We start from the raw sequence: 26,588 nt of genomic DNA, 5'->3' as shown, positions 1-26,588 counted from the left end.
CGCCTCGGCCACATTCGCGTCGATCAGCCGTTGGTGACCGGGTACTGATCCCCGGACCGCACGCCACGGTAGATACCGCAGCGGACTATCCACGGCTGCAGCACCCGTTCGATGGACCATGACGGGAATCGGAAGGCAAACCCGTTGGGCGCGAAGACCTCCAGCCCGTCAGGCTGCACGCCCAGTACCGAACCCCAACGGCTGGCCGGCGGCCGGTAACTGCGCATGCGGCCGCCGGTGAAATAGGCCGCCACGTTTCGGGCCAGCAGGCCGTCGGCCCGGTTGCGGGCCGAGGAGCGCAGCGGGTCGGTGGCAGCGACATCACCGACCGCGAAGACACCGTCGACGCCTGGCACCCGCAGCTCCGGTGTCACCCGCACGAACCCACGCTCGTCGAGGACGTCTGCGGGTAGCCAGGCCGTGTTCGGCCGCACCCGGCCGATGGCCCACAGCACGGCATCGGCATGCGCCGGAGCCTGGCCGCCGCTGAAGTGAACGGGTTCGGAGGTGATGGCCGCGCAGTCGAAGCCCTCGGGCACCACTGCTCGGTGTCCGGGGTGCAGCGTCACGCCCGCGGCGGCCAACCTGTCTTCGACCCGCTTGCGGGTCCGCCAATGATGCTGCGGCAGAGGATGTTCGCCCGGGTAGAACAACTCGACTCGAATATCCGGCCACCGGAGGGCGATGTTGACGGCGCTACTGACCGCCGCAGCACCACCTCCGATCACGGCAACGGACCGTGCTGAACCCAACCGATCGTGTGCGGTCCGCAGCCCGGCGTCGACATCGCCTGCCGACTGCAGAACGGCTCGTCGCCAGAAGCCGTTGGTGACACCGGTGGAGATGACCAGTGCGTCATAGGGTTCCACCCGTTCAGTTCCGCCGACATCACGCACACTGACCGTGCGGGCCGACAGGTCGGCCCCGGTGAGCACGCCGTGCACGGTGCGGACGCGGTCGAGTGCGCGGAAACGATCGAAGCCGATCCGGTAGTTGCGGGCCCAGTCCTCCGGCCGGGCCAGCCGGGTGCCGAGCTCCTGGCCGCTGACCAGACCGGGGTTCACCGAGATGCCGACGACGTCGAACCGACGCGCCAACCGGATCGCGGTGAGCACGCCGGTGTCGCCGAGCCCGGCGATCACCACGCGCTTTCGGTCCACGCCCGTCGACGCTACCGCCCGCGCGCGGGCCGCTGAATCCCTTTCCCTATCGTGGCTGGATGAGCAGCGTCGCTGATGCGGACCGGGTCGCCGACCTCGCCCGCCGGGTCGTGGCCGACCACGACCCCAAGAAAGTCCCGATCCCCGAGTACCTGGCCGCCTGTTACGACGCGGGCCTGTCCTGGGTGCACTTCCCCGAGGGCCTCGGCGGTCTCGGGGTGTCGCGCGGTCTGCAGGCCGTGGCCGACCGCATCCTGCAGGGCGCCGGCGGCCCCATACCGCTGGGCCTCAATCCGATGGGCTACGGCATGGCCGCCCCGACGGTGCGCGAGCACGCTCAGTCCGACGAGCTCAAGAAGTCCTGGCTGCGGCCGCTCGCGAGCGCCGAACACATCTGGTGCCAGCTGTTCTCCGAGCCGGGCGCCGGATCGGATCTGGCCGGCCTGGCCACCTCCGCTGTCCTCGACGGCGACGAGTGGGTGCTGAACGGCCAGAAGGTGTGGACCAGCCTGGCGCACCGGGCCCGGTGGGGTCTGCTGCTGGCCCGCTCGAATCCCGATGTGGCCAAACACAAAGGCCTGACGTACTTCGTGCTGGACATGCACGGGCCGGGTGTCGAGACCAGGCCGCTGCGGCAGATGACGGGCCAGGCCGAGTTCAACGAGGTGTACATCACCGACGCCCGTATCCCGGATGCTCATCGGCTCGGGGAAGTGGGCAACGGCTGGAACGTCGCGATGACCACGCTGATGAACGAGCGCAGTGCGCTCGGCGGTAGCGGCAACCGTCGCGGCGCCGGGACCATCTCGGATGCCGTGGCGCTATGGGCCTCCCGCCCGGATCTGCGTACTCCGGTTCTCCGTGACCGCCTTTCCCAACTGTGGCTGCGCTCGGAGGCCCAGCGGCTGACGTCGGAACGCTCCCGAGCCGCCGCAACCGTCGGCGGACCCGGACCTGAAGGCTCGATCGGCAAGCTCGTCGGTGCCGAACTGAATCAGCACATCTACCAGTGGTGCATGGATCTGCTTGGACCCGAAGGGATCCTGTACCACGGGTACGGAAAGGGCGACCGCGACGACGAGAACGCCGACGACTGGCGCGGACCCATCCAACAGCGCTTCCTGCGCAGCAAGGCCAACACCATCGAAGGCGGCACCTCAGAGGTGATGCGCAACATTCTCGGCGAACGGATCCTCGGGCTGCCCGGCGATCTTCGCGCCGATGCCGGCATGCCGTGGAAGGAGATCCCGCGTGGCTGAGAAGTTTGCGGATCAGCCCAATAGTGTGGCTGAGGACCAGGGTGAGTTCACGTTCACCGACGAGCAGGCTCAACTGCGGACAGCCGTCCGCAAGTTCTGTGCCGAAAACTTCGGCGAGCAGGCAGCACGGACCCTGATGGAGTCCGAGCCGCGGTTCGATCCGTTGGTGTGGGCGCGGCTGGGCGCCGAACTGAGTGTACTCGGCTTGGCAGTTCCCGAGGCCGACGGCGGTGCCGGCGGCACGCTGGTCGATCAGGCCATCGCGGTCGAGGAGTTGGGTGCGGCCTTGGCCTGCGGGCCGGTATTCGGCACAGTTTTCCTGTCGATCCCGGCGCTCGTCGCCGCCTCGGCTGGCCCGGTGCGCGACGAACTCCTCGGCGCACTCACCGAAGGCACCCGCACCGCAGCGTTCGCGGTCCAGGATCACGCGGGTGCGTTCGATCCCGCCGCGGTGAATGTCACTGCCGCCGAGGACGGGACACTCACCGGCACGGTCGAACGGGTCGTCGACGCCGACGCCGCCGACGTCCTGCTGGTGGCCGCCACGAGACCTGACGGCGTAGCTCTGTACGCGCTCGAGGCGACGGGCCCCGGGGTGCAGCGCAACCCGTTGACCACGCTCGACCTCACCCGCCCGCAGGCCACCATCGTCTTGACCGCAGCGCCCGCCCACCTGGTGGCCGGGCCCGACCAGGCCGATCGCGTCCTCACCCATACCTTCCAGGTGGCCTCAGCGCTGCTGGCCGCTGAACAAGTCGGCGCCGCACAGCATCTGCTGGATCTGTCGGTGGAATACGCGAAATCGAGGTTGCAGTTCGGCAGGCAGATCGGTTCCTTCCAGGCCGTCAAGCACCGGCTGGCCGATTGCCTGGTCGATCTCGAGCACGCCCGCTCGGCGACCTATCACGCCGCGTGGGCACTGACCGACGGCACCGACGACCCGGCGCTGGCGGCCAGCATCGCGCAGGCCACGGCGTCGGCGGCGTTCGCCAGGATCGCGGCTGACACGATCCAGGTGCACGGCGGGATCGGCTTCACCTGGGAGCACCAGGCCCACCTGTACTTCAAACGGGCCACCACCGACGCAGCCCTGTTGGGCAGCGCGGAAGCCCATCGGTCCCGCGTGGCGGACCTGGTGCTCGACGCACCGGCCGATCGGGTTCCGTGGGTGGCCACCGGTAAGCAATGATCGGTTGAAAGGGCGCGGCGAGCCTTACGCGACCGTAAAATCCCGCTGATGGACAGCGCTGCCGAACACCGCACGCTGGCTGTCGAGGGGGTGCGGTCGCCGGTGTTTGTTGCCGGCCCGACAGGACCGGACCGGCGACAAACACCAGAAGCAGTGGTGTTCGTACACGGCAACAACGCCGGGGCCAAGTGGGATCAGCTGCTGACACCGGTCACCGGTTTCGCGCGGGTGATCGCCCCGGAGATGCCGGGTTTCGGCGCGGCCGACAAGCCGGCCCAGTGGCCGTACACGGTGGCCGCCTACGCGGCCCACCTCGACGCGATCCTGGACCAACTCGGCGTCGAGCGCGCGCATCTGGTCGCCCACGACTTCGGCGGACCGTGGGCACTCGCGTGGGCCGTCGACCATCTCGACTCGGTCGCCAGCATCACGCTGATCAACGCCCCGGTGGTGATCAACCACTTCGCCGCCAAGCTGTGGCGCACACCCGTGCTGGCCGAGGCGATGTGGCGGATGGGTAATCGCACCATGATCCGGCTGATGTTGACGATGCGCGATCCTGGGCTACCGCCCGAGGCGCTGGATTCGATTGCCGAGCACATGCTTGCCCGCGGAACACCTGAGGCGGTGCTGAAGTTGTACCGGTCCACCGGACCGAATGCCCTTGCCCCGTACGTAGATCGACTCACCGAGTTCGACGGCGACGTTCTGGTGGTATGGGGTGCCGACGACCGCTACGTGTCGTTCGCACAGACCGACGAGTATCGCCGGATCTTCAGGAACTGCGAGGTCCAGCCGATTCCGGGGACCGGCCATTGGCCCTGGCTCGAACAACCCGATGTAGTGGCCGGGTACGTCACCACATTTCTGCGCAGGCAGCTCGGGTGCGGGCAGTGAAGCTGCGCCGGGTCCGCACCGCCACGGGTGGCGTGGACGTGCAATCCCTTGATACCGAGGGTAATTGGACAACCCACCCGGACCTCACCCCGTTGGGCGGGCGCGTGTTCGACGATGCCTGGCTGGTGGCCGCGGCCGACCGCCAGTTGGCACACAGCGACCATCTGTTGCCGTTCCAGCCGCTGTCCTTCCGCGACTTCATGCTGTACGAACAACACAACATCGACGCGGCCCGCGGGCTGATCCGGCGCTTTCATCCCGGCCTGTACCGGGTGACGTCGCTGTACGAACGGGTGACCGGCAGACCGGTGCCGCAGTTCAAGCCCAAGCCGCTGTTCTACCGGCAGCCGATCTATTACATGTCCAACGCGCAGACCTTCGTCCCGACCGGCACCCCGGTTCCCGTGCCGGACTATTCGCAGGCGTTGGACTTCGAGCTGGAGATCGGATTCGTCTTGGCCGCACCGCTGTTCAATGCGACACCGGAGGCGGCGGCCGCGGCGATCGGCGCGTTCGTCGTACTCAACGACTTCAGCGCCCGCGATGTGCAGCGCCCGGAGATGCTCAGCGGCTTCGGACCGCAAAAGTCCAAGCATTTCGCCAGTTCGATGTCGGACACCGCGGTCACCGCCGACGAGGTCCTGCCCCGGATCGAGGTCCTCACCGGTTCTGTCGTACTCAACGGGGCAGTCGTCAGCACGGTCAGCAGCGCCGGGATGCAGTACAGCCTGGGCGAGGTGCTGGCACACGCCTCACGGAGCGAACCCCTCTATCCGGGTGAGCTTTTCGGCACCGGAACGCTGCCAGGCGGCAGTGGCATGGAGACCGGGCACTGGCTGCGCCCAGGAGACACACTCACGTTGAAGCTCGACGGGATCGGCCGCATCGAGCACGCCATCCGTTAGTCCGGAGCGCTGCTATTCACCGGATAAATATCCGGGTCCGTCGCGGATTAATACACGGTTACACGCGGTATCAATCGCCGCCATCCTCGCTTTAAATTACGCAAGTCGAAATTATTGATACATTGCTGTGAAACTCGTTACTTCGGCGAAATAATGATTTGTCCTCGGGATATGCTTAGTCTGACGGAAACGTGAATATTTGCGATAAACGGTATGCATCTTGAATTTATGTCGTAGATTCTGCACACGCGACCTGGCCCTTCCAGATATGCACAATGCCGCGACAGATTTGGAGATGTCACTCATGGAATTTCCCAACAACGCACAGTCTCGACTAGGCGGACTGACCCTTGCGGTCGGCCTGGGCCTTGCCGTGACGAGCGGTCAGGGTGTGGCCAATGCCGCCCCCGATTCGGACGATGACACCTCGTCCTCGGAGTCGTCGACCGGACCGGCGAGCCCCGCAGACACTCCGACGTCGGCCGCCGCGGAGACGAAACGGAAAGCCGGGCCGGCGACCAAGAAGGCGCGAGGGCCGTTGTCCTCGGTATCCGCTTCCGGGGGTGCCAACACGTCCACCTCGGCCGACCGGTCGGAACGGTCCGAGCGACTGGAGCGGCTGGAGCGGCTGAAGAACCTGGCCAAGCCACGCGCCACCGGCACCTCGATTCGGCCGTCGTCGCAGGTCACCACCGCGACGGGCGCCGACACTGCCACATCCACGGACCCTTCCGAGCCAACCGACCCCGACGCGATCCCTGCCCCGGAACCCGCTCCGGCGCGCATACCCGTCACGGATGTGGTCGCGGATTCCAGTGATTCGGACTCCGTCTCCACCCCGAAACCCCTCGCGCTGACGCCCACCAAGGTGAACAAACTGCCGTCCCTCACCTCCGCCGCGGCCCCCCGCCGGCTGATCACCGTGTCGGCCGAGACAACGGCGCGTGCGGAAAAACTCGCTGCCGCGCAGATATTTTCCGCGACGGTGGACACCCCCGCCGAGCAGGTGACCGTGCAGGTGACAACGCCGGAACCGCCCGCCGCGCCGACGAGTGCCCCCGCCCCGGCGCCGATCGCCACGATCGTTGCCGCCCCGGCCCGCGTCGTCGTTGGCCTGCTGTCCTGGGTGGGTTTCAGGCCGAGTGCGTTCTCGCCCCATGCACCGATCGCCCCGACCAAGCTGGTGGAATTGGCCTGGGTGGCGCTGCGTCGCACCTTCTTGAACACCACGCCGACATCGACCGTCGTGGTGGGCCAACCACATTCGTCCGGCGTCATCACCGGCTCCGTGGTCGGTGCCGACGCCGACGGCGATCCACTCACCTACGGCGTCATCGACGCACCCGAGCGCGGCACCGTCACGGTCGACCCCACCACGGGAGCGTTCACCTACACCCCCGATGCCGAACTCGCCGAGACCGGCGGTGCCGTCAGCTTCACGGTCGCGATCCGAGACCAGGGTCTGCACCTGCACGGACTGCAGGGCTTGTTCACCCCTGGCGGCGGACACGTCGCGATGGCCACGGTGAATCTCGTCGTCCCGCCGGCCAACGAAGCGCCGGTCTCCGGGACACCGCCGTACACCGTCGATCACGCCACCATCGACCACAACACCGGTGCGGTGCGCGGCACCGTCAACATCACCGACCCCGACGGCAACACCCTCACCTACACCGTCACTCAGCCCGATCCGGACCACGGAACCGTCGAAGTGGACAGTGCCACCGGTGACTGGACCTTCACCCCGACCGGACAGGCCCGGCTGGATGCGACCGAGTCCGGCCTGCCTCAGACCACACAGTTCACCATCACCGCCAATGACGGCAGGGAAAGCACCTCGGTGACCGTGACCGCGCCCATCGACCCCGCTCAGGTGGCGGTCGTCGACGTCATCGCGGTCCCCGGCGGACCGATGGTCGTGGAAGTCACCCCCGACGGCAGCATCATCCTGATCGGGGCTCTGCCGACGCTGACAGTGGTCAACCCGGACACGACCGTCACCACGATTCCGATCGACTTCAATCCGGGCACCATCTGGGTCGACAAGCCCACCGAGACGGTCTACGTCACCTCCACGGAGAATGTTGTCTTCACCCTCGATCCCAGCACCCAGACGGTGGTCAACACCGGGATCCGGCTCGACCGGCCGGTCACCGGCCTCACGACGACGACCAGTGGCACGCTGGTCGTGGCCTCCGGCGACACCCTGCACGCCTACAACGGTTCGGAGAAGCTGGTCGTCACAGGCCAGGTGCCGGGCCACGAGGTCGACAAGATCAAATTCGTGGTGGACAGCGGGGAAGACACCGTGGTGGCCACGTCAACACATGCGGTGTCACGCCTGGCAGTGAGCATGGATCTGGGCGAAGCCCGGATGATGGGCGCCAACTCCAGCGCCGGCGGCACCGTGGCATTCGAGGAGATGGGGCGTATCGACTTCGGCGAGGAATCCACCGTGACCGCGGTGTCCTACCAGGACGGACGCCTGGTCGCCCTCGTCAACACGAACGGCGAGGACCAGCTGGTGCTGATCGATACGAACTTCTACGGCATGGAGGAGATGGACCGGTTCGCCGTGGGCTCCGGGGCGACCGGGGTGGTGTTGAACAACGACATCGCCTACATCACCAACGCCGCCGCCGGGACCGTGACGGTCGTCGACGTGTACAGCCAGGAGGTTCTCGCGACGATCCACACCGGATCAACGGGCGGGGTGGCCGCGCTGCCCGGTGGCGGCGCGGTGGTGACCAATCCAGGTGCGGGCACGGTGATGACCATCGGCCACGCGGTGCCACAGGACTGACGGCTACCGCGTGACGGCGTCGATCGCCTTGTAGATGCGCTGCTCACTGACCGGCCGGGGCGTGCCGAGCTGCTGTGCCCACAGGCTCACCCGCAACTCCTCGATCTGCCAGGCGATTTCACGCACCTTCGGGTCCTCGGCCCGCGCTGCCGACAGGGCGGTCACCAGGTCGTCGTAGGCGTCCTCCACGGCATGCACCCGGCCCATCCGGTCGCGGTCGGCACCGAGCGCCTGCGGCAACCGCTCCAATCGGCGGGCAATCGCGGTGACATACCGGGTCAGGTCGTTCAGCCGGGTGACGCCGGTCGCAGTGACAAAGCCCTCGGGCAGCAATCGATCCAGTTGCGATCGGATGTCCGCGACCGCGTCGGCCTGGCCGGGTGGCGGCGTGTCGGGCAACGCGACCTGCACTTCGTGGGCGGCGGCCAGCACCTTCTCGACGCGGCTGACGGCAGCGTGGGTGGTGGGGCCGAGATCCTTGCCGGCCCGGGCCAGGACACCGGTGAATTCGGCCTTCGTCCACACCGGTTTGGGAACCAGCACATCGGCGGCGGCGTCGGCGCAATCCTCGAGCAGAGCCGCCAGCGAACCGTCGGGATTGGCGTTGAGCGCCAGGCGCGTCCGGGTACTCAAGCCCCGTTCGATCGCCTTGACCGGTGACGCCGCGGTCAGCCGCAGCAGCCGGCGCAGACCCGGGCGCATGGCCGCGGCTTGTTCGGCCGGGTTGGCGAAGACCGTGATGTCGACGGCCTTCCCGGTATCCACGAAGGCCGGGTATCCGCGGACGGTGTGCCCGCCGCTCACGTTCTCCACCGTCCGCGGCAGCTCGTCGAGGTCCTCGGGCCAGCCCCGCAAGCCGGTGCGTTCCAGGGCGCCACCCAACGCCTCGGCCACGGCCTGGGCGACGGGCACAGCCAGCTGATCGCGCAGCGCGTCGATGTCCTTGCCCCGGGCCACCTCTTTGCCGTCGGCCGATTCCACGGCGAAGGTCATCCGCAGATGATCCGGGATCTTGCCGAGGTCGAACGCGTCGATCGGCACCAGAATGCCACTGCGCCTGCGTAGTTCGCGCTGTATTTCGTCCAGCAGTGAGTCCGCGGACGGATCGATGTCGGCCAGGATGGCCCGCGCGGTATCGGGGGCCGGGACGAAATTGCGGCGCAGATCCTTGGGCAGCGACTTGATCAGTGCGGTGACGAGTTCCTCCCGCAGGGCGGGTACCTGCCAGGCGAAGCCGTCACCGCCGAGCCGGGCGAGCACACCCACCGGCACGTGCACGGTGACGCCATCGTCGGCGGCGCCGGGTTCGAAGCGGTATGTCAATGGCAACGCAAGATCGCCGGCCTGCCAGGTGTCGGGATTATCCGCACCATCCTCGGACCGCAGCAGATCGTCCCGGGTGAAGGTGAGCAGGTCAGGTGTCTTGTGCCGCTGCTTTTTCCACCAGGCGTCGAAGTGACGGGCGGAGACGATGTCGGCCGGGATGCGCGCGTCATACAGGGTGTAGATGTCGTCGTCACCGACGAGCAGATCACGCCGACGGGCCCGCTCCTCGATCTCTTCGAGTTCGGCCCGCAGGCGCGCGTTGTCGCGGAAGAAGTGGTGTCGGGTCTGCCAGTCCCCTTCCACGAGCGCGTGCCGGATGAACAAATCGCGGCACAACTCCGGATCGATTTCGGTGTAACCGATCTTCCGGCGCGGAACCAGCGGCAGCCCGTAGAGCGTGACTCGTTCGAACGCCACCACCGCGCCGCGTTTGGCCTCCCAGTGCGGCTCGCTGTAGTTGCGTTGCACCAGATGTCCGGCCACCCGCTCGATCGCCTCGGGTTCGACCTTGGCGGCGATGCGGCCGAACAACCGGCTGGTCTCGACCAGGTCGGCCACCACGATCCAGCGCGGGGGCTTGCGCGTCAGCACCGAGCCCGGCGCGAGTACGAACTTGGAGTTGCGGGCACCTTGATATTCGCGTGACTCTCCCTCGCGCAGCCCGACGTGGGACAGCAGGCCCGCGGTCAGCGCGGCATGGATGGCGGCCGGCTCGGCAGGCTCATCACCCTCGCGGATCCCGATGTCACGCGCGATGCTGCGCAGTTGGCCGGTCAGGTCCTGCCATTCCCGGATCCGCAGGTAGTGCAGGAACTCCTCGCGGCACATCCGTCGGAAGGCATTGCCGGAGCGTTGGTTTCGTTGCTCGCGGAGATAGTTCCAGAGGTTGAGGTAGGAGATGAAATCGGAATGCTCGTCTGCGAACCGGGCGTGCTTCTGCCGGGCCGCGTCTTCCTTGTCGCTCGGGCGCTCACGCGGATCCGGGATCGACAGCGCCGCGGCCAGCACCAGCACCTCGCGCACACAGCCCTCGGTGTCGGCCTGCAGGATCATCCGCCCGACGCGCGGGTCGAGCGGCAACCGGGCCAGGCGTCGCCCGACGTCGGTCAACGCGCCGGCCGCATCGAACGCGCCGAGTTCCTGCAGCAACTGCACACCGTCGCGGATGCTGCGGGAATCCGGTGGGTCCAAGAAGGGGAACTCCGCGATATCGCCGAGCTGCAGGGCGGCCATCTGCAGGATGACGGCGGCCAGGTTGGTCCGCAGGATCTCCGGATCGGTGTAGCGGGGGCGGGATTCGAAATCAGCCTCCGAGTACAGCCGGATGCAGACGCCGGGCGCGGTACGCCCGGAACGTCCGGCCCGCTGGGCGGCCGAGGCCTGCGAGATCGGCTCGATCGGCAGACGCTGCACCTTGGTACGGCGGCTGTAACGGGAGATTCGGGCAGTGCCGGGGTCGACGACGTAGCGGATACCGGGCACGGTGAGCGAGGTCTCCGCCACGTTGGTGGCCAACACGATTCGCCGCCCGGTGCGGCTGGGCTGGAATACCTTCTGCTGGTCGGCGGTGGGCAGTCGCGCGTACAGCGGGAGCACTTCGGTGTTGCGCAGGTCCTTCAATGCCTCTGCAGTGTCGCGGATCTCGCGTTCACCAGACAGGAACACCAGTACGTCACCCGGCGGTTCGGCCTCCAGTTCACGGACCGCGTCGACGATGGCCTCAGTCGGGTCGCGTAGCTCGGATGAGCCGCTTGCGCGAAGACCAACAGCCGGAGTGCGCACGATCTCGTGGTCAGGGTCGTCGGGATCGTCGGTGTCGTCATCGCCGCCAACGGGGACTTCCAGTGGCCGGTACCGGATCTCGACGGGATATGTACGACCCGACACCTCCACGATAGGGGCTTGCGAGAAGTGCGCCGCGAAGCGCTCCGGCTCGATGGTGGCCGAGGTGACGATGACCTTGAGGTCGGGCCGGTGCGGCAACAGCTCGCGCAGATAGCCGAGCAGGAAGTCGATGTTGAGACTGCGCTCGTGCGCCTCGTCGAGGATCAGTGTGTCGTAGCGCAGTAGCCGGCGGTCCCGTTGAATCTCGGCGAGCAGGATGCCGTCGGTCATCAGCTTGATAAGGGTGGAATCGCTGGCCTGGTCGGTGAAACGCACGGTGTAGCCGACGGCATCGCCGAGCGGGGTGCCGAGTTCGTCGGCGATGCGTTGCGCGACCGTGCGGGCCGCGAGCCGCCGCGGCTGGGTGTGGCCGATGGTGCCGCGGATGCCGCGTCCCAACTCCAGGCAGATCTTGGGCAACTGCGTGGTCTTGCCCGAGCCCGTGGCGCCGGCGACCACCACCACCTGGTTCTCGGTGATGGCCTTGGCCAGCTCATCGCGGTGCTGGCTGACCGGCAGGTCGGGGTAGCTGATGGTCGGGACGGCGGCCTGGCGGTTGAGCACGAGGGCTTCGGCGGTCGCGATCTGTTGGGCGATCTTGGCCGTGTCCCCGCCACGGAGATTGCGCAGGCGACGGCGCAGCCGGTCGGCGTCGCGGATCGTCAAACCGTCGAGGCGAGAGCGAAGCTCAGCGACTGACGGTTCGGACACTCGGTCAAGGATAGGGGCTCGACTCAATGTGGTGCAGGTCACATCCAGCACTGAACTGGCAACCTCCGGTTCCGTAGCCGTCGACCTCGCACCGGGCGACCTGATCTACAGCGGAACCCCGGCCGGGGTCGGTCCGATGCAGCCCCATGATGTTGTCTCCGGTGGCGTCGGAGGAGTCGCGGAGTTCAGCTTCACGGTCGGCTCAGCCGATCGGCGGCACGCCTGACCCGCTGTCCCGCGGTGTCCACCTGGCGGGCGGTCATGGATCGCAGCGGGTGCACCGACAGGATGAGCGCGACCCGGCCGTCGGCATCGAAGACGGGTGCGGCAATGGTGGCCACCGGCTGCGGTTTGCCCTCATTGCCGCCGGCCGGGGCCAGGCCGATGGTGGTGAATTCGGCGAGCAACTGATCGGTGATGCCCCGGACGTGATCGGGCAGCCCATCGCTGGGCAGCGAGCCGACCACCTGCGCGGCCCGGGTCAGGTCCGGCGTCGTCCAGTCGACGTCGAAGCCCCGGGCTCTGGTCTGGGCCAACACCTGCTCCAGACGCCCCGCGATGGCCGCGGGTGCACGCTCGATCCAGGCGCGCTGCTCAACGGGCGAATCCCAGGCGGCGAAGGCGACGCCAAACGGCGGGGCGTACCGGATACGATCCCCCGGCGCTGAGGCTGGCTGCCGGCCGGCGCCTTCGAAGGCGGTGATCACGAGCTCCTCCGCGGCCCGCTCGACCACAGAGGCGGCATGCCCGAGCTGCTCTGAAAGTTCTTGTGCGGCAACACGGGCCGCATGTGCCAGCGGTCGCACTGCCTCGGCGCGGGCAGCCACCACGGCCAGCCCGGGTCCGAGCACAAACGTCTTGTCAAGGGGATCGCGGATCAGCCAGCCCCGGTCGCATAGGGTCTTGAGGATCGCGTGCGCGGTGGCCTGAGTCAGGTCCAGTGCGCTGACCACGTCGGAGAACCGCAACCGTGCATCCCCGGAACTCGCCAGCAACTCGATGACGTCGAGCACCCGGCCGGTCGGCGCCGAGCCCGCACCGCGCACCCTTGACTCCATTCTGGACGGTTCCTACAGTCATCTTGTCAATTCGAGAGACTATCTCGATTATCCGAGAAGTTGTAGGTGCGATGCGCGCAGTCGTCTCACGGAAGACTCACGGCAGGACCGGTACGAATCCTCGTTCATCCGAATGGAGTTCACAATGAGCGACCGTGAAGACATCACCGACGTACTGGTCCGCTACGCCACAGGGATCGACCGGCGGGACTGGCCGTTGTTCCGCACCGTGTTCACCGACGACTGCGTACTGGACTACGGCGAGATCGGTACGTGGAACGGGGTGGACGCCGTCACCGAGTTCATGGATCAATCCCACGCGATGGCCGGGCACACCATGCACCGGTTGAGCAACCACGCGATCGCCGTCGATGGCGACACCGCAACCGCGCGGACTTATATCGACGGGCTGATCATGGCACAGGACAACAGCTCCGGTGTCAACGCCGTCGGCTACTACGACGACGAACTGGTGCGCACCGCCGCTGGTTGGCGCATCGCGCGACGACGCTTCACCGCGGTGCGGATCGCCAATGTCTGAGTTCGCAGACAAGTACGGGCCGTGGGCGCTCGTGGTCGGGGCCTCCGACGGGGTCGGCTCGGCAATGGCCGACGAGTTGGCACGCCGTGGCCTCAACGTAGTGCTGCTGTCCCGGCGCCAGGCGGTTCTCTCCGAGGTGGCTGCTGATATCTCGACGCGCACCGGAGTCCAAACCCGCACGCTGGCAATCGATCTTGCCGCGCCAGGAGCTGCCGGGACGGTGATCGAAGCCACTGCGGATCTCGACGTCGGCTTCCTGGTCTACTGCGCGGGCGCCGATCCGGGCTTCGCACCGTTCCTGTCCAGCCCCCTGTCGGACGCCGAATCGCTGGTGCAGCGCAACTGCATGGTGCCGATGCAGCTGTGCCATCACTACGCGCGGCCCATGGTGGAGCGAGGTCGAGGCGGCATCGTCATCTTCGGGTCGGGAGCCGGGTTCGCCGGCGGGCCGAACATGGTGGCCTACGGCGCGAGCAAGGCCTTTGACATGGTGTTCGCCGAGGCACTGTGGACTGAGTTGCACGACAGAGGCGTCGACGTGCTCGGGCTGATCCTCGGCAAGACCGACACTCCGGCCCTACGCAAGCTGGAATGTGAGCGGGGCCAGATTCCCTCTCTCGAGGACACTCCGCCTGGCGCGGCGGCCGTCGACGACGTGGTGGCGGCGGCGTTCGCCAACCTCACCGACGGGCCAACCTGCCTGGCGGGACCGGAGATTCAGGCTGCGGCACAGCTGATGGCCTCGGTGAGCCGCAACGATGCCGTGCGGTTCATCGCCCAGGCGGTCACCGCCGCGATGGGTGACAACTAGGGCCCGCGCACGCCTTTGCCTCCGACGGCGCAGTCGGGGATGGATTGCGGTGGGTGGGGGGTGTTGAGCTGGATCCATCCGGGTGGGAGTACGGGGTGGGTTGGGTCTGTGGTGAACGGGTCTGGGTTGAATGCTTGTGTGTTCCAGAGGTGTTCGATGTGGGGTGGGGTGGGTTGGTCGAAGTCGGTGTGCCACTCCGGAGCCCACTCGGGGTGCCATCCGGGGTCCCATTGGGGGTTTTGCTTCAGGTACCACTCGGGGTCCTGCGTCAGGTCCGGCTCTGGTGTCTGGTCGGGGTCCTGCGTCAGGTCGGGCTCTGGTGTCCGGTCGGGGTCCTGCGTCACGTCCGGCTCGGGTTCCGGTTCGCGGGTGAGTTCTGGTTCTGATGCGGGTGCTGGGGGGTGGTCCTCGGGTGGGGTGAGCAGCAGTTCGGGGCGGTGGTGGTAGTTGATGCGGTGTTGGCCGTGCTCCAGCTGTGGTGGGGGATGCCATTGGACTTCGCCGTGGTTGTTGATGGTGGTGGTGTAGCCGCCGTCGGTGTTCACCAGGCGGTTGTCGGGGCCACACGCCAACGCCATCTCATCGACGTTGGTGTTGCCCCCCGCAGCCCAGTCAGTGACCGCGTGGTGGGCTTGGCAGCCGTAGGCGCCGACGGTGCAGCCCGGTTTGGTGCAGCCCCCGTCGCGGGCGATCAACATGATGCGTTGGGCGGGGCTGGCGATACGCCGGGCCCGGAAATGGTTGAGCGCTGATCCGGTGGCCTGGTCGAACACCGCGAGGTGATGGTTGGCGTGTGCGGCCATCCGGATCACGTCGCGGATGGGGATTTTGGTGCCCCCGCCGCTGACCCCGATCCCGGCGCGGGATTCGAGGTCTTGCAGGGTGGTGCGGATGATCAGTGAGACCGGCAGGCCGTTGAGCTGACCCAGATCCGGAGTCATCAACGCGATCCGGCCGATGACGAGCAGGGCGTCGTGCTGGCGTTGGGCCTGGCTGCGGTGATCGTTGTCGATCTGGGCTTGGCTGGGGGTGCCGCTGGTGCAGGGTGTCTCGTCGTCGGGGTTGCACATGCCCGGTGCGGCGAACTTGGCGAACAACACTTCCCACACTGCGGCGGTTTCGGGGTCCAGGTGCGCGGTCAACGCGGTCATCCTGTCGCGGCCCTGTTTGGCCATGCTCACGCCGCGTCTGCGGGCGCGTTCGGTGTCATCGGGTTCGGGGCCGTCCTGATCGAGCAGGAACAGGCGTAGTTCGGCGGTATCTTTGAGTTCTTTGGGGCCCACCCCGACCGCGACACGCACCAGATCAGCTTCGAACTGTTCGCGGGTCGTGGTGTCGATGAATCCGGGGAGCCGGTCGATGACCTCGCGCAGCACCTTCACATGATCGGCGTTGATCAGACCGGCGCCTTGGGCGGCGGCGGCCACCGGCAGGATCGGGGGCAGCGGGTCACCGGTCAGGGTGCGCCGAGGCCCCAGTTGGGCGGCTTCAGCCAGACGGCGGCCGGCCTCGGTGGTGGACAGGCGCCAGCGGATGCGTAGTACCGCGTTCCAGGATTTGGCGCCCATCTCCTGGGGGGTGGTGTCGGCTTGTAGCTGGGCCAACAGTCGATGCATCACCGACGGCAGCTGACAGGTCAACGCTTCGTACTCGTCGAGCACCCCGATCAGCTCGGCCCGGGTCAGTGACCGGTAATCGCAGGCGGTGACCGCGTCGAACGCCGCCCGCAACCCCGCTACCGCCTGGACCGCACCCACCTGCATGACTCGAACATACATTCGACCACCGACAAGTCCGGCGTGTGGTGTCTCAGGACATCGGTGACAGTTGGTGTATCAGGACTTCGGTGACACTCGTGTTTTTCTCGGTCTGGTTCCTGGGGGTCGGCCGTTGCCGACGTAGCGGATGCCGGGTGCGGGTCGGGTGTGCTCGGCGAGTACCGCGCCTTGCAGGTCGGTGACGATGATCGGGTCGCCAGCCTTGTCGCCGGTGCTGACGACGAGGACCTGCTCGAATGCGAGGTACACGTCGACCTTGTAGCACGCGTTCGGGGCGGATAGACGCGGACTAGATGCGGTCGGGCGCCCAGTACTCCAGCATCTCGGCGAAGGTCTCGAACGCGGGCTTCGAGACCCCGTAGGCCGCCTCGAAGTGGATGCTCAACGGGAAACCGAGCTCGGCCACCCCGTCGATCACCCGCTTGTACAGATCGAGCATCAGCCGGCGCTTGTCGGCGGGTTCCCGCTGAGCCAGGTCGGAGACGAACGCCTGCTCAGCGGCGACGGCCTCGTTGCCCGGGTCCTGGATGAGCCAGTTGATCAGACCCACCTTGGTCTCCATCTTCGGCACGAACCCGAAGGACAGCAGGATCTCAGGGCGGTGATCGGTGGTCTTGGCGAGCTCGGTCAGGAACTCGACGATGGCGTCGGAGTACAGGAGTTGGGTCATGCCGTACGTGGCGCCCTGGTCGCACTTGAAGTTGAACCTGCCCTGCTCGCCCTCACGGGTGGGGATCAGGATGGCGCCACGGTTGGGCACCAGCTCCTCATAGGCCGACAGGGCATCGGTGGGGGCCACGCCCTCGCCCTCGCCGTCCTTCATCGTTCGGGGTACGCCGACGAACGCAATGCCCTCGAAACCCGCCGCACTCAGATCGGTCAGCCGCTTGCCCAGCGCCTCGGAGTCCAGGAACGAGGTGACCTGTGTGCACAGCCCGTGCATGCCGGACAGCTCGGGCCGGAGGATGTTCCAGTAGTCCAGGACATCCATCCGCGGTTTCATCTCGATCGGACGGTCGTCGTCCTCATCGATCATCCCGGGGATCATCACGTGGCGGATCCGGCCTTCGATACCGGTCTCAGATGCCAAGGCGAGTACTTTTCGCGCCTCGTCGACCGGGTACTGCACACCGCGTTCAAGGGTGGGCGGGACAAGTTCCAGCGCGATGGTGTTCAGGGGCACCTGATTGCTCCACACTCTCATTACGTTCAGACACGGCGTCATGGGCGGCATTGACAATGACCGGCCGGTCCACCCACCCTACGGAGCCAGCTTGGCAACCAAGCAGGTACCTCCGCTGAACGCCGCGCGGAATCATCGCGGCGCTGCTCGCCCCGTGGTAAACCACCGTGCATGGCTGAACGCGTCGCATTCCCCAGTTCGACGGGCCCGACACTTGCCGGAGTGATCGATCGGCCCGAGGGCCCGGTGCGCGGCTGGGGCGTGTTTTCGCACGGTTTCACCCTCGGCAAGGACTCTCCGGCCGCCTCGCGCATCTGCAAGCAGCTGGCCGCCGACGGCATCGGGATGTTGCGCTTCGATGCGTTGGGCCTGGGTGATTCCGCGGGCGACTGGGGCGACGGCTCGTTCACCTCCAAGGTCAACGACGTGATCGCGGCCTGCACGTTCATGGCCGAGCGCGCTACCCCGGCCGACCTCCTTATCGGACATTCATGGGGCGGCGCCGCGGTGATCGCCGCGGCCCGCCGATCCCCCGGCGTGCGGGCCGTGGTGACCGTGGGTGCACCGTTCGATCCCACCCACGTCGAGCGCCAGTACGACGCGGTGATCGAGCAGGTTTACGCCGAGGGCAGTGGCCAATGGATGGTCGGCGGGAAGACGCTGACGCTCAAGAAGGCATTCGTCGAGGACGTGCGGGCCACCGAGCTCCTCGACAAGATCAAAGGCCTCAAACTGCCGCTGCTCATCCTGCACTCGCCGACCGACAACACCGTCGGCATCAAGAACGCCAGCGACATCTTCTGGGCCGCCCGCCACCCGCGCAGTTTCGTCTCGCTGGAAGGTTCCGAACACCTGCTGACCGGGCCCGGGCAGGCCAAACGCGCCGGCCGAATCATCGGCGCCTGGGCCGATGCCTACCTCGACGTGCGATAGCGTCGCTACATGTCGGACGCAGCCACTCAGATCGCATTCGTGCAAGCCACCTGGCATCGCAGCATCGTCGACAAGGCGCGCGAGGGATTCACCGAACAGATCGGCACCCACGGGATCGCCGGCGATGCACTGGAATTCTTCGAAGTGCCCGGTGCGTTCGAGATTCCGCTCACCGCAAAGCGTCTGGCACTGACCGGGCGCTACCGGGCGATCGTCGCGGCGGGTCTCGTCGTCGACGGCGGGATCTACCGCCACGACTTCGTGGCCACCGCGGTGATCGACGGGCTGATGCGCGTGCAACTCGACACCGACGTGCCGGTGTTCTCCGTCGTGCTCACCCCGCACCATTTCCACGAGCACGACGAGCACATCGACTACTTCACGAGGCACTTCGTCAAGAAGGGCGCCGAGGCGGCAAACGCCGTCGCGGCCACCCTGGCCTTGCACGCCACGCTGGATTAATCGCCGGTGGCGCGCCGGACGTGCCCGGCGATGTGCTCGTAGGCCTTCCGGGTGGCGTCGACGTCGTTGCTCATGACGTTGTAGCCATGGTCGACGCCGGGCACGTCGTAGTGCTCGACCAGGGACCCGACCGCGTCAAGTTTCTCGGCGTATTGGCAGGCCTCATCGCGCAGCCTGTCGTACTCGGCGGTGACGATCAGCGCCGGGGCGATCCCGTCGATTCCGTCTGCGTTTGCGCCCCATACCGGCGACGCCAGGCGGTGGGTGCGCCGGGCACGATCAGGAATGTAGGCGGAGTTGAACACCTCGCCCATCCACGGCTTCAACACGGCCTTGGCGCCGACCGGGGTGCGCTTGTCCTTGGGGGCGGTGACCATGTCCAGCCCTGGGTAGTGCAGGACCTGTAGTGCGATCCGCGGCCCACCGCTTTCCAAGGCCAGCCGCGCGGCCGCCGCGGACAAACTGCCGCCCGCGCTCTGCCCGCCGACACACAACCTGCTGCCATCCCAGTCGCGGTCTGGCGCCGAGGCCCAGCTCAGCACGTCATAGACCTGTTCGACCGGGACAGGGAACCGGTGCTGGGGGGCCAGCAGGTAATCGACGTTGACCACAACGACATTCGCGTGTTCGGCGAGGAAACGGCACCAGGGGTCGTCCTGCTCGCGGTGCCCGACGACGAAACCGCCGCCGTGCACGTTCACATACACCGCGGGCTTCTCCCCACCGGCCGCCGGGTGATACAGCGTGGCCGCAACGTCACCGTACCGGGTCGGGATCTCGATAAGCGTTGTGCGGCAGGTTATTTCGGGGAACCGAACGCCACGCATGGGCCCCGGTCTCACCCCTACGGCGAAGATCCGGGCAATGACATCAGCCAGCATCGGCGTGGAAAATATGGACACGGTTTCCTTCAACTGAGAGGTGTCGGGACGGATTCTCACCGAAGGTACCGATAGGCGGTCGCGAAACACCCGGTATGGGTAAATCCCCATCGCGCCGCAACGGCTTGCTCCGTCGTTGTCGACGAATCGAGGGTGCCTGGCACGGGCTATGTTCACCCCCCTTATGTGAATCCGACCACCAGGCTGTGGTCAGGCGCCCGGAAAACCCCTGGCTATCGACCGAAGGTCGAAAAAGGTGAACATGGCTCACGTAAGCAAGTGTGGGACCATTCAGAGGTGGTCCCCCACAAGCCCCTACGGCGCCGCCAACCAGTACAGGAGCGCAGCAGACGACGAGTCGAGCGCATCCGGGCCGCGGCGCTCGAGCTGCTCGAGACCGAAGGCGTCGACGCCGTCACCACCCGGGCCATCGCTCAACGCGCCGATGTCCCGGTCGCAACGGTGTACCAGTTCTTCCCCAATCGCGACGCCATCCTGCAGGAGATCGTCACCGACCATCTCGACCGGCGCGACGCCGAAGGCGCAGCGGTCCTGGCCGCGCTGGCACCGACCAGCCTGGCCGAGGTCGCCCGCGGCATCTTCGATTTCCATTACGAACACCTGCGCAACCATCCGCACCTGGTCAACCTGCACTACACCAGCCTGGCCAGCGGTCTGATCAGCGACCCGCGCGTGCGCCGAGCCGAGTTCGCCAACGCGCTGCATATCGGCCTTCTGCACTGGGGTCTGCTGCGCGAGGGCACCGATCCACTGGTAACGCTGGTCGCCGTCGAGATGGGTGACCGCCTGCTGGAGATGGCCTTTCACGCCGGCCCCGTGAAGGACCGTGCGATCCTCACCGAGGGCCAACAGGCGCTGACGCAGTACCTGCAGGCCTACGCCGCACCCGCCGCCTGATCAAGGCCACCGGCACAAAGCTGCTTGGCCAGCGCGAACCGGGTTAGCGTGCCGACAAACCGGTCGAGTTCTGTAGGCCGGGCGCGCATCCGCGAACCGAAGACCCAGTGCCCATCACACCGTTCGAGCACCAACTCCTCCACCGGTTCGTCGAACACCGGCGTCGCCACGCCTGGCGAACTCGCATCAGTCCAGTTTTCGACGATGTGCACCTGCAGGCGCCTGCCGTCGACCCGTCGGACCCGCACCGCCGTGTTGGTGGCCGATACGGCGACCGTGGTGGTTTCGAAGTCGCCGCCGATGCCGACCTGGACGATGTCGGCGACGAGCGGAACAGTCAGGCGGGTAGTTCCGGGCCGGAGTTCGTCCAGCAACCGGTCCAGACCAGCCGACTGCAGGGGCGACGAATACACACGCATACCGTTAATGATTATCATTTTCATCAACGGCCCTCAACTTCTCGGGCAACCGCGCTGCTCAGCGCGTCAGCGACGGGCGGCGCCGCCTCCGACTTCGGCAGCCAGCGGCGGCGGCAACGGCGTCGTGGGGGTCGGCGACGCGGTTGCCGGAGCCGCGCCGGGGCGATGGAAGTCGACCATCGCCTCCTCGCGGATCACCTTCTCCCCAGCACTGAGCACCAGCGACTTCGCCGTCACCAGGTATTCGATCCCGGCGTTCTCCACCCGGAACGCACCGTCGTCGCTGCGCGTCGCGGGCGCCATCAGTGTGGCGCCGTCGCGCAGGCGGACACCGCGGTACTCGTACTTGCCGCCCGACGCCGAACAGATCGCCACCCTGGAGGCGTCGGTGCTGCCGAACAACACGGTCGCGTCCGCACTCGCGCATCGCGCCGTGGAGTCGACGTAACCGCGCGCATCGGCGGCCGGCGCGGCCGAGGCCGACGCAACACCCACCGCGAGCAACGTAATACCCGCCGTCACCACAGCGGTGAGACAGCGACGCGGGGACCGGACTCCAGACATCGGTTCCACTGAACCACGACTTTGCTGCCCGCCGGGGTGTCAACCCCGAGACAGCACCGAATCGTTAGGTCCCCGCAATACAACCGGTTCCCCCGGGGAGAACACCACCGGAATCCGACGGTAGCCCCGCGTCACGGAGTTACCGTGGAACACCGCGGTGCCCGCGGGATCCAAACCGACATCGGGCATCCGGGCCAGCACCTGCTCGAGCCCGATGGCGAACTCCAGGCGGGCGAGGTTGGAACCCAGGCACCGGTGGACTCCGGCCCCGAAGCCGAGATGCCGGTTGGCCGAGCGGTCCAGCACGCAGCGGTCCGGATCGGGGAACTGCGCCGCGTCCCGGTTGGCCGCGGCGTAGTTGAGCACCACGGCATCTCCCGGGCACAGCCGCTGTCCGCTCAATTCCACGGCCTCAGCCACCGTGCGGGGCAGGCTGTGGATCGACCCGGCGAACCGGATGAACTCCTCCACCGCCCTCGGCACGATCTCGGGTTCGGAGATCAGCCGGTCCCGTTCCCCAGGGTGGGTAGCCAGGTAATGGAAGGCGAAAGACATTGCACTGGCGGTGGTCTCGAGGCCAGCCTGAACCAGCAGGATCGCATTGGCGACAATGTCGTTGAACGGCAGCGGTTCTCCGTCGATCTCGGCACGAAGCAACACGTCGATCATGTCATCGCGCGGGGGGTCGGCGGTGCGGGCCGACACCGCATCGTGCAGATGCTGATACAGCCTTCCCCAGGCCAGCATCCGGTCCTGCTCGACCGCGCCATTGAGTGCGGTATCGACCAACTCGAGGCACAACGGAACATCGCCGACGGGCATGCCGAGCAGATACTTGAAGAACACGATGCCGGGCTGCTGCCAGGCGACCTGGCCGAGATCCCCCTGACCCTGCTCGATGAACGCGTCGATCAGCAGGTCGGTTTCGGCCCGGATCTCCTGCGTCAGCGCCTTCATCCGCGCTGGGGAGAAGTACGGGTTGAGCACTTTTCGGAACTTCTGCTGCCGCGGCGGGTCAAGGGTGATCACCAGGTCACCGCCGGCCTGGCGGGCTCCCTCCGGTGTCGGATTGCTGGAGAAGTGCTCCCAGTCCTGCGCAATCCGATAGCACTCGTCATAACCCAGCGCGACCCACGCACCGTCCGTGTGAAAGAAGGGCGCCTCGGTGTGTGCTACCGGCGCCCGTTGGCGCATCACCGAATACACCTCGTAGAGCAGGTCGTGATCGTTGAAGTCCTCGTGACGCAGATCCCAGTTACGTGCGTGCTCTTCAGGAGATTTGGGCATCTACCTGCCCGGCTCCTGTGCCTGGCGGGCCAGCCGCTCCTCATGCCGACGAACCAGCTCACGAAAGCCCAGCCGGTCATATTTCGGCGTCGGCTGGATACCCCACTCGTCGCGGGCGGTGTCCTTGCCCTCGGCGCCCTCGGGCGGTCCGAGCATCGGATACGGGTGCTTGCACTCAAGGGTGTCGTCGGAATAGCGGACCTTCAGCAGCTCGCTGCAGATCTCGGTCATGCTCAGCGTCGGATACCCGTAGTAGACGGCCATGAACGGCAACGTGAACGCGCCCTCCACGACGAGTGCGACCAGGCAGACCAGCACGGCCCGCTTGATCCATTTGTGCATGTTCGCGTAGTACGGCGTGGTGCCCGGTGGCAGATCCTCGACCGGTTCTTTCTCGTCTTCGACAGTGCTCGACACAGTGTGCTCCTTGAAAGAGGTTCAGTCGGTGAAGATCTCGCGGTTGACCGTGTGCAGATACGGGATCGCGAGGAAGGGGGTGATGTAGAAGATGTCGTAGAGCCACCAGCCGATCACCGGGAAGATCACCCCGGCGTAGCGGACGTCGGCGAACATCGTCATGTTGAAGACATAGACGCACCAGATCACCACGCCCATCCAGCAGGTGACGATCATCCACTGGTGCCCCCAGCGCTTCATCTGCAGGAACCCGATGGCCGCGGCGCAACGCATCGCGAAGACGGTGACGATCATGCCGAAGACCATCGACTTCTCGCCCGGCGCACCCGCCCCACCGATCCACAGTTCGTTGTAGTGCCAGAAGTACCCGGCGTCGAACATGTTGCCCCAGCCGACCATCAACACCCGGTTGATCAGGGTGTGGTTAGCGACCAGATCCAGCGCCCAGCCCAGGCTGTTGAGCGCCCCGTCGATGAGCACCAGGTAGCCGATCAGCGTCACGATCATCGGGCGCACCGACAATCCCGCGCGCTGAGCCTGGCGCTGCAGCCACACCCCACGCATGAAGATCGGGAACCCGATCAGGCCGGGGATCCACATGCCCATCAACAACGCCCCGACGATCATCCACTTGTCGGCCCGCCGCTGAGCCAGCCGGGACTGCTCATGATGCTCCTCGAGGGTCACCGAATTTTCTTGGGACAGTGGGGGACTCACAACTCCCACCAACCTCGGGCGAACGACATGTACAGCTGGATACAGAACATCGCGAACAGGTAGCCGTAGATGACCACCTGCAGAACGATCAAGGCCCGCTTGCGCTTTCGCTCCTGCTCGTTCATCAGACGTCCTTTCCTCGGTTCCTGGTGGTGCCGTCGAGCAGGCTGGCCGCCGCGACCTCGCGTAGCCCGTCGTTGATCGCGCCGTCGGTGCTCAGCGGTGCGAGCACGCAGGCCTGTGCGGCATCCAGTTCGGTGGCGCCTTCGGCGACCAGCTGCGCAGCGGTGACCAGCACCCGCGTCGAGGGCGGCTCGAAATGGAAAGCGGCGTCGGCGCTGCGGATCGCCGTCGCGCAGGCCACCAGGCGCGCCGCGGTATCGCGGCCCACGCCGGTCTCCGCGACGATCACCTCGGCTTCGCGATCCGGCGGCAGGTAGGTCATCGGCAGCGTGGCAAACCGTTGCCGGAAGGATGGTTTCAGCTCCTTGAGCGAGCTGCGGTACGCCGGGTTGTAGGAGCACACCAGCATGAAGGTCTCCGGGGCCTGCACGACTTCGCCGGCCCGATCGAGGTAGAGCGCGCGGCGATGGTCGGTGAGCGAGTGCAGGATGGCCAGCGAGTCGTGACGGGCCTCCACCACCTCGTCGAGATAACAGATGGCGCCGGCCTTGACCGCGCGGGTCAGGGGTCCGTCGGTCCACACGACGTCGCCTCCGGTGACCATGAACCGCCCCACCAGATCCGAACTGGTGAGATCGTCGTGGCAACTGATCGTCACCACCGGGCGTTGCAGCAACGAGCCCATATGCTCGACAAGGCGGGTCTTGCCGCAGCCGGTGGGCCCGGTCAGCATCACCGGGATCCGGCGGGCATAGGCCTGCTCGAACAGCTGAATCTCGTTGCGGTTCGCGAAGTAAAGGTCTGTACTCAAGTTCATTCCCTCCGGTTACGCCGCGACCAGTTCTCGGTGTACATGGGCCAGAACCCGCGGAAGCTCCTCGACCCGGCGGATCCGTTGGGACCGCCGTGGTCCGAACACCTCGGGCAGCGGATCGACGCGTGTCGGCCCGACGCCGACGTAGTACACGGCGACACCGGCGTCGTTGGCCTCCTCGACCGCATGCGCGGTGTCCGCCCAGGCATAGCGGCCCTCATAGCCCTCGTCGGAGATCAGGCCGTCTCCGATCACGATGAGCAGACGCCGCTCGGACGGCTGAGCCAGCAGACGACTGGTCAGGTGCCGCAGCGGTGCGCCCAGACGGGTGTATCCGCCGGTGACCAGGCCCGCCGCGCTCGGTGGGACGAACCGCCGGTCCTCGAAGTCCTTGAGGCACTGCACTTCCACCCGGTGACGGGTGTTGCCGGTGAACACGAAAATGCCGTGACGCTCTTTGGCCTGGGTCATCGCCTGGGACAACGCATCGGCGCAGGCCAGTTCCAGCCGGAAGATCCGCCCGCCGTGGACGCCCAGCGACGAACTGCCGTCGAGCAGCAGCGCGGTGGACACATCCCGGTCGCTGGGCAACAGCTCCCGGAACACCCGGGGCTCCCCGGCTTCGCCGGTGGCCAGGTCGATATGGTGGCGGACATAGGAATCCACGTCCAGGTCCGAGCCGTCCTCAAGCCGGTCGGTCATCGCCCGGTGGGTGTGTTCGGAGAACCAGGCCCGCAGATCGGCCGGGACCGGTGCGGACTGCCTACTGCGCGGCGGCTTGGCGTGCTCGACGACGGCGACGTGATCGCGCAGGAAGCTGTCGGTCCACGCGTTCCATTCCGGGTACGGGATCCCCGGCCGGTGCTGCGGGGTGACGTCGAGGTCGTTGTCCTGGGGCCGGCTCGGCGGCGGCAGATTGGGGTTGCGCACCCCGCCCTCTCCCCCGACCGGCACGGAGTACGGCCGGGGCAGTCGCTTCTGGGTGCTGGTCCACGGCATCCGGCCGAATCTGCGTCGTAGCCCATCGGTCAGTCCGGCGGGCGCGGTGTAGGCGGCGGGCAGCCGGCCCAGCAGCGGGTCGACCTCGACGGACCCGCCGGTGCGGGCCAGTTCGACCGCACATCGCAGCATGTCATCGGCCGGCATGTCACCGTCGGCTGGTTCCAGTTCAGGTAGCAGCCTCCGGATTTCACCGATCAGACCGGGCCATCGAGTAGCGATCCAGCCCAGCGCCACCCCGGCCTCGACCAGGCTGAGGGCTTGCAACTCCCGGCCGGACAGTTCATTGAGCCGGTAGTGCACCAGGCGCTCTTTGGACGGCGCGCACTGCAGTGCCACACCGCAGGTCAACGACCGTCGCGTCCAGTCGCGGACCTGACCCGGATACGGCACGTGCACGTAGTCGAGCGCGGCGTTCAGCCCGAAAGCGCGATGCTCGCCGGTGACCAGCCGCACGCCGTCGCGTCGGCCGCCGCTGAGGGCAACGGCGGTCAGGGCGCAGCTGCGCTCGACCGCGATCGCGTCGTTGTCGGTCATCGGTTCAGAACG

Annotated in this window: 24 protein-coding genes and 1 pseudogene; 10 read left to right on the top strand and 15 right to left on the bottom strand. The window is 66.9% G+C overall.

Features of this window, described 5'->3' with window-relative positions; genetic code table 11:
* Window positions 1-23: 23 nt before the first annotated feature.
* A complete protein-coding gene (locus G6N44_RS18340) occupies window positions 24-1,160 on the bottom strand; it encodes an FAD-dependent oxidoreductase (protein ID WP_163666321.1) in 1,137 nt (378 codons plus the stop codon).
* A 59-nt stretch (window positions 1,161-1,219) separates the two neighbouring features.
* Here G6N44_RS18340 and G6N44_RS18335 point away from each other — a divergent pair, with 59 nt between their 5' ends.
* From G6N44_RS18335 to G6N44_RS18315, 5 genes are all read left to right on the top strand, one after another.
* Window positions 1,220-2,419 (top strand): acyl-CoA dehydrogenase family protein, encoded by a 1,200-nt coding sequence (locus tag G6N44_RS18335; protein WP_163666319.1) that lies wholly within the window; start codon window positions 1,220-1,222, stop codon window positions 2,417-2,419.
* On the top strand, window positions 2,412-3,608 hold the full coding sequence (locus G6N44_RS18330; RefSeq protein ID WP_235682803.1) for an acyl-CoA dehydrogenase family protein: 1,197 nt from the start codon (window positions 2,412-2,414) through the stop codon (window positions 3,606-3,608). The genes G6N44_RS18335 and G6N44_RS18330 overlap by 8 nt, the downstream gene beginning before the upstream one ends.
* Window positions 3,609-3,656: 48 nt before the next feature.
* Window positions 3,657-4,505 (top strand): alpha/beta fold hydrolase, encoded by an 849-nt coding sequence (locus G6N44_RS18325; RefSeq protein ID WP_163666317.1) that lies wholly within the window; start codon window positions 3,657-3,659, stop codon window positions 4,503-4,505.
* Window positions 4,502-5,410: a fumarylacetoacetate hydrolase family protein gene (locus G6N44_RS18320; RefSeq protein WP_163670117.1), complete on the top strand. Its 909-nt coding sequence runs from the start codon at window positions 4,502-4,504 to the stop codon at window positions 5,408-5,410. The genes G6N44_RS18325 and G6N44_RS18320 overlap by 4 nt, the downstream gene beginning before the upstream one ends.
* 304 nt (window positions 5,411-5,714) lie before the next feature.
* Window positions 5,715-8,213, top strand: coding sequence for a cadherin-like domain-containing protein (locus G6N44_RS18315; protein ID WP_163666315.1), 2,499 nt, complete (start codon window positions 5,715-5,717; stop codon window positions 8,211-8,213).
* Between the two features lie 3 nt (window positions 8,214-8,216).
* On the opposite strand, the gene hrpA is transcribed toward G6N44_RS18315, so the two are convergent.
* Both hrpA and G6N44_RS18305 read right to left on the bottom strand, forming a co-directional pair.
* Entirely contained in the window at window positions 8,217-12,134 is a 3,918-nt protein-coding gene (gene hrpA, locus G6N44_RS18310; RefSeq protein WP_163666313.1) for an ATP-dependent RNA helicase HrpA, read from the bottom strand.
* A 191-nt stretch (window positions 12,135-12,325) separates the two neighbouring features.
* Window positions 12,326-13,147: an IclR family transcriptional regulator gene (locus tag G6N44_RS18305; protein WP_163670115.1), complete on the bottom strand. Its 822-nt coding sequence runs from the start codon at window positions 13,145-13,147 to the stop codon at window positions 12,326-12,328.
* Between the two features lie 190 nt (window positions 13,148-13,337).
* Between G6N44_RS18305 and G6N44_RS18300 the strand changes: the two genes are divergently transcribed.
* Together G6N44_RS18300 and G6N44_RS18295 are read left to right on the top strand one after the other, a co-directional pair.
* Window positions 13,338-13,733, top strand: coding sequence for a nuclear transport factor 2 family protein (locus tag G6N44_RS18300; protein ID WP_163666311.1), 396 nt, complete (start codon window positions 13,338-13,340; stop codon window positions 13,731-13,733).
* Window positions 13,726-14,544 carry an SDR family NAD(P)-dependent oxidoreductase gene (locus tag G6N44_RS18295; protein WP_163666309.1) on the top strand — a complete coding sequence of 273 codons (819 nt, stop codon included), beginning with the start codon at window positions 13,726-13,728 and terminating at the stop codon, window positions 14,542-14,544. Before G6N44_RS18300 ends, G6N44_RS18295 begins: the two co-directional genes overlap by 8 nt.
* 272 nt (window positions 14,545-14,816) lie before the next feature.
* Here the strand turns inward: G6N44_RS18295 and G6N44_RS18290 are convergent.
* From G6N44_RS18290 to G6N44_RS18280, 3 genes and pseudogenes are all read right to left on the bottom strand, one after another.
* Window positions 14,817-16,322, bottom strand: a pseudogene (locus G6N44_RS18290) (DUF222 domain-containing protein); the annotation flags it as partial.
* Window positions 16,323-16,379: 57 nt separating this feature from the next.
* On the bottom strand, window positions 16,380-16,571 hold the full coding sequence (locus tag G6N44_RS18285; protein WP_179964404.1) for a hypothetical protein: 192 nt from the start codon (window positions 16,569-16,571) through the stop codon (window positions 16,380-16,382).
* 40 nt (window positions 16,572-16,611) lie between these two features.
* Window positions 16,612-17,505 carry a mycobacterial-type methylenetetrahydrofolate reductase gene (locus G6N44_RS18280; RefSeq protein WP_163666306.1) on the bottom strand — a complete coding sequence of 298 codons (894 nt, stop codon included), beginning with the start codon at window positions 17,503-17,505 and terminating at the stop codon, window positions 16,612-16,614.
* A gap of 171 nt (window positions 17,506-17,676) precedes the next feature.
* Between G6N44_RS18280 and G6N44_RS18275 the strand changes: the two genes are divergently transcribed.
* Window positions 17,677-18,438, top strand: coding sequence for an alpha/beta hydrolase family protein (locus tag G6N44_RS18275; protein WP_163666305.1), 762 nt, complete (start codon window positions 17,677-17,679; stop codon window positions 18,436-18,438).
* Window positions 18,439-18,447: 9 nt separating this feature from the next.
* Window positions 18,448-18,900 (top strand): 6,7-dimethyl-8-ribityllumazine synthase, encoded by a 453-nt coding sequence (locus G6N44_RS18270; protein WP_163666303.1) that lies wholly within the window; start codon window positions 18,448-18,450, stop codon window positions 18,898-18,900.
* On the opposite strand, the gene G6N44_RS18265 is transcribed toward G6N44_RS18270, so the two are convergent.
* Window positions 18,897-19,802, bottom strand: a complete 906-nt coding sequence (locus G6N44_RS18265) for an alpha/beta hydrolase (protein WP_163666301.1) — start codon at window positions 19,800-19,802, stop codon at window positions 18,897-18,899. The two genes, G6N44_RS18270 and G6N44_RS18265, sit on opposite strands and share 4 nt — an antisense overlap.
* Before the next feature lie 276 nt (window positions 19,803-20,078).
* Between G6N44_RS18265 and G6N44_RS18260 the strand changes: the two genes are divergently transcribed.
* Entirely contained in the window at window positions 20,079-20,699 is a 621-nt protein-coding gene (locus tag G6N44_RS18260) for a TetR/AcrR family transcriptional regulator (protein WP_163666299.1), read from the top strand.
* On the opposite strand, the gene G6N44_RS18255 is transcribed toward G6N44_RS18260, so the two are convergent.
* The 8 genes from G6N44_RS18255 to G6N44_RS18225 all read right to left on the bottom strand — a co-directional run bounded on the left by G6N44_RS18255 (window position 20,678) and on the right by G6N44_RS18225 (window position 26,576).
* Window positions 20,678-21,118: a hypothetical protein gene (locus G6N44_RS18255; RefSeq protein ID WP_163666298.1), complete on the bottom strand. Its 441-nt coding sequence runs from the start codon at window positions 21,116-21,118 to the stop codon at window positions 20,678-20,680. The two genes, G6N44_RS18260 and G6N44_RS18255, sit on opposite strands and share 22 nt — an antisense overlap.
* Window positions 21,119-21,184: 66 nt before the next feature.
* A complete protein-coding gene (locus G6N44_RS18250) occupies window positions 21,185-21,682 on the bottom strand; it encodes a hypothetical protein (protein WP_163666296.1) in 498 nt (165 codons plus the stop codon).
* A gap of 39 nt (window positions 21,683-21,721) precedes the next feature.
* Window positions 21,722-22,969: a cytochrome P450 gene (locus tag G6N44_RS18245; RefSeq protein WP_163666294.1), complete on the bottom strand. Its 1,248-nt coding sequence runs from the start codon at window positions 22,967-22,969 to the stop codon at window positions 21,722-21,724.
* Window positions 22,970-23,386 carry a hypothetical protein gene (locus G6N44_RS18240; RefSeq protein ID WP_163666292.1) on the bottom strand — a complete coding sequence of 139 codons (417 nt, stop codon included), beginning with the start codon at window positions 23,384-23,386 and terminating at the stop codon, window positions 22,970-22,972. It abuts the gene before it with no gap.
* Between the two features lie 21 nt (window positions 23,387-23,407).
* The gene (locus G6N44_RS18235; RefSeq protein WP_163666290.1) at window positions 23,408-24,115 is read right to left on the bottom strand and encodes a hypothetical protein; all 708 of its coding nucleotides are present in this window, start codon (window positions 24,113-24,115) and stop codon (window positions 23,408-23,410) included.
* The gene (locus G6N44_RS29705) at window positions 24,100-24,228 is read right to left on the bottom strand and encodes a hypothetical protein (protein WP_264012348.1); all 129 of its coding nucleotides are present in this window, start codon (window positions 24,226-24,228) and stop codon (window positions 24,100-24,102) included. The genes G6N44_RS18235 and G6N44_RS29705 overlap by 16 nt, the downstream gene beginning before the upstream one ends.
* Window positions 24,228-25,037 carry a CbbQ/NirQ/NorQ/GpvN family protein gene (locus G6N44_RS18230; RefSeq protein ID WP_163666288.1) on the bottom strand — a complete coding sequence of 270 codons (810 nt, stop codon included), beginning with the start codon at window positions 25,035-25,037 and terminating at the stop codon, window positions 24,228-24,230. The genes G6N44_RS29705 and G6N44_RS18230 overlap by 1 nt, the downstream gene beginning before the upstream one ends.
* Window positions 25,038-25,052: 15 nt before the next feature.
* The gene (locus G6N44_RS18225; protein ID WP_163666286.1) at window positions 25,053-26,576 is read right to left on the bottom strand and encodes a nitric oxide reductase activation protein NorD; all 1,524 of its coding nucleotides are present in this window, start codon (window positions 26,574-26,576) and stop codon (window positions 25,053-25,055) included.
* Between the last annotated feature and the right edge of the window lie 12 nt (window positions 26,577-26,588).

Source organism: Mycolicibacterium alvei, assembly GCF_010727325.1.
Lineage (GTDB): Bacteria > Actinomycetota > Actinomycetes > Mycobacteriales > Mycobacteriaceae > Mycobacterium > Mycobacterium alvei.
This window is presented reverse-complemented; position numbering and strand designations above follow the sequence as displayed.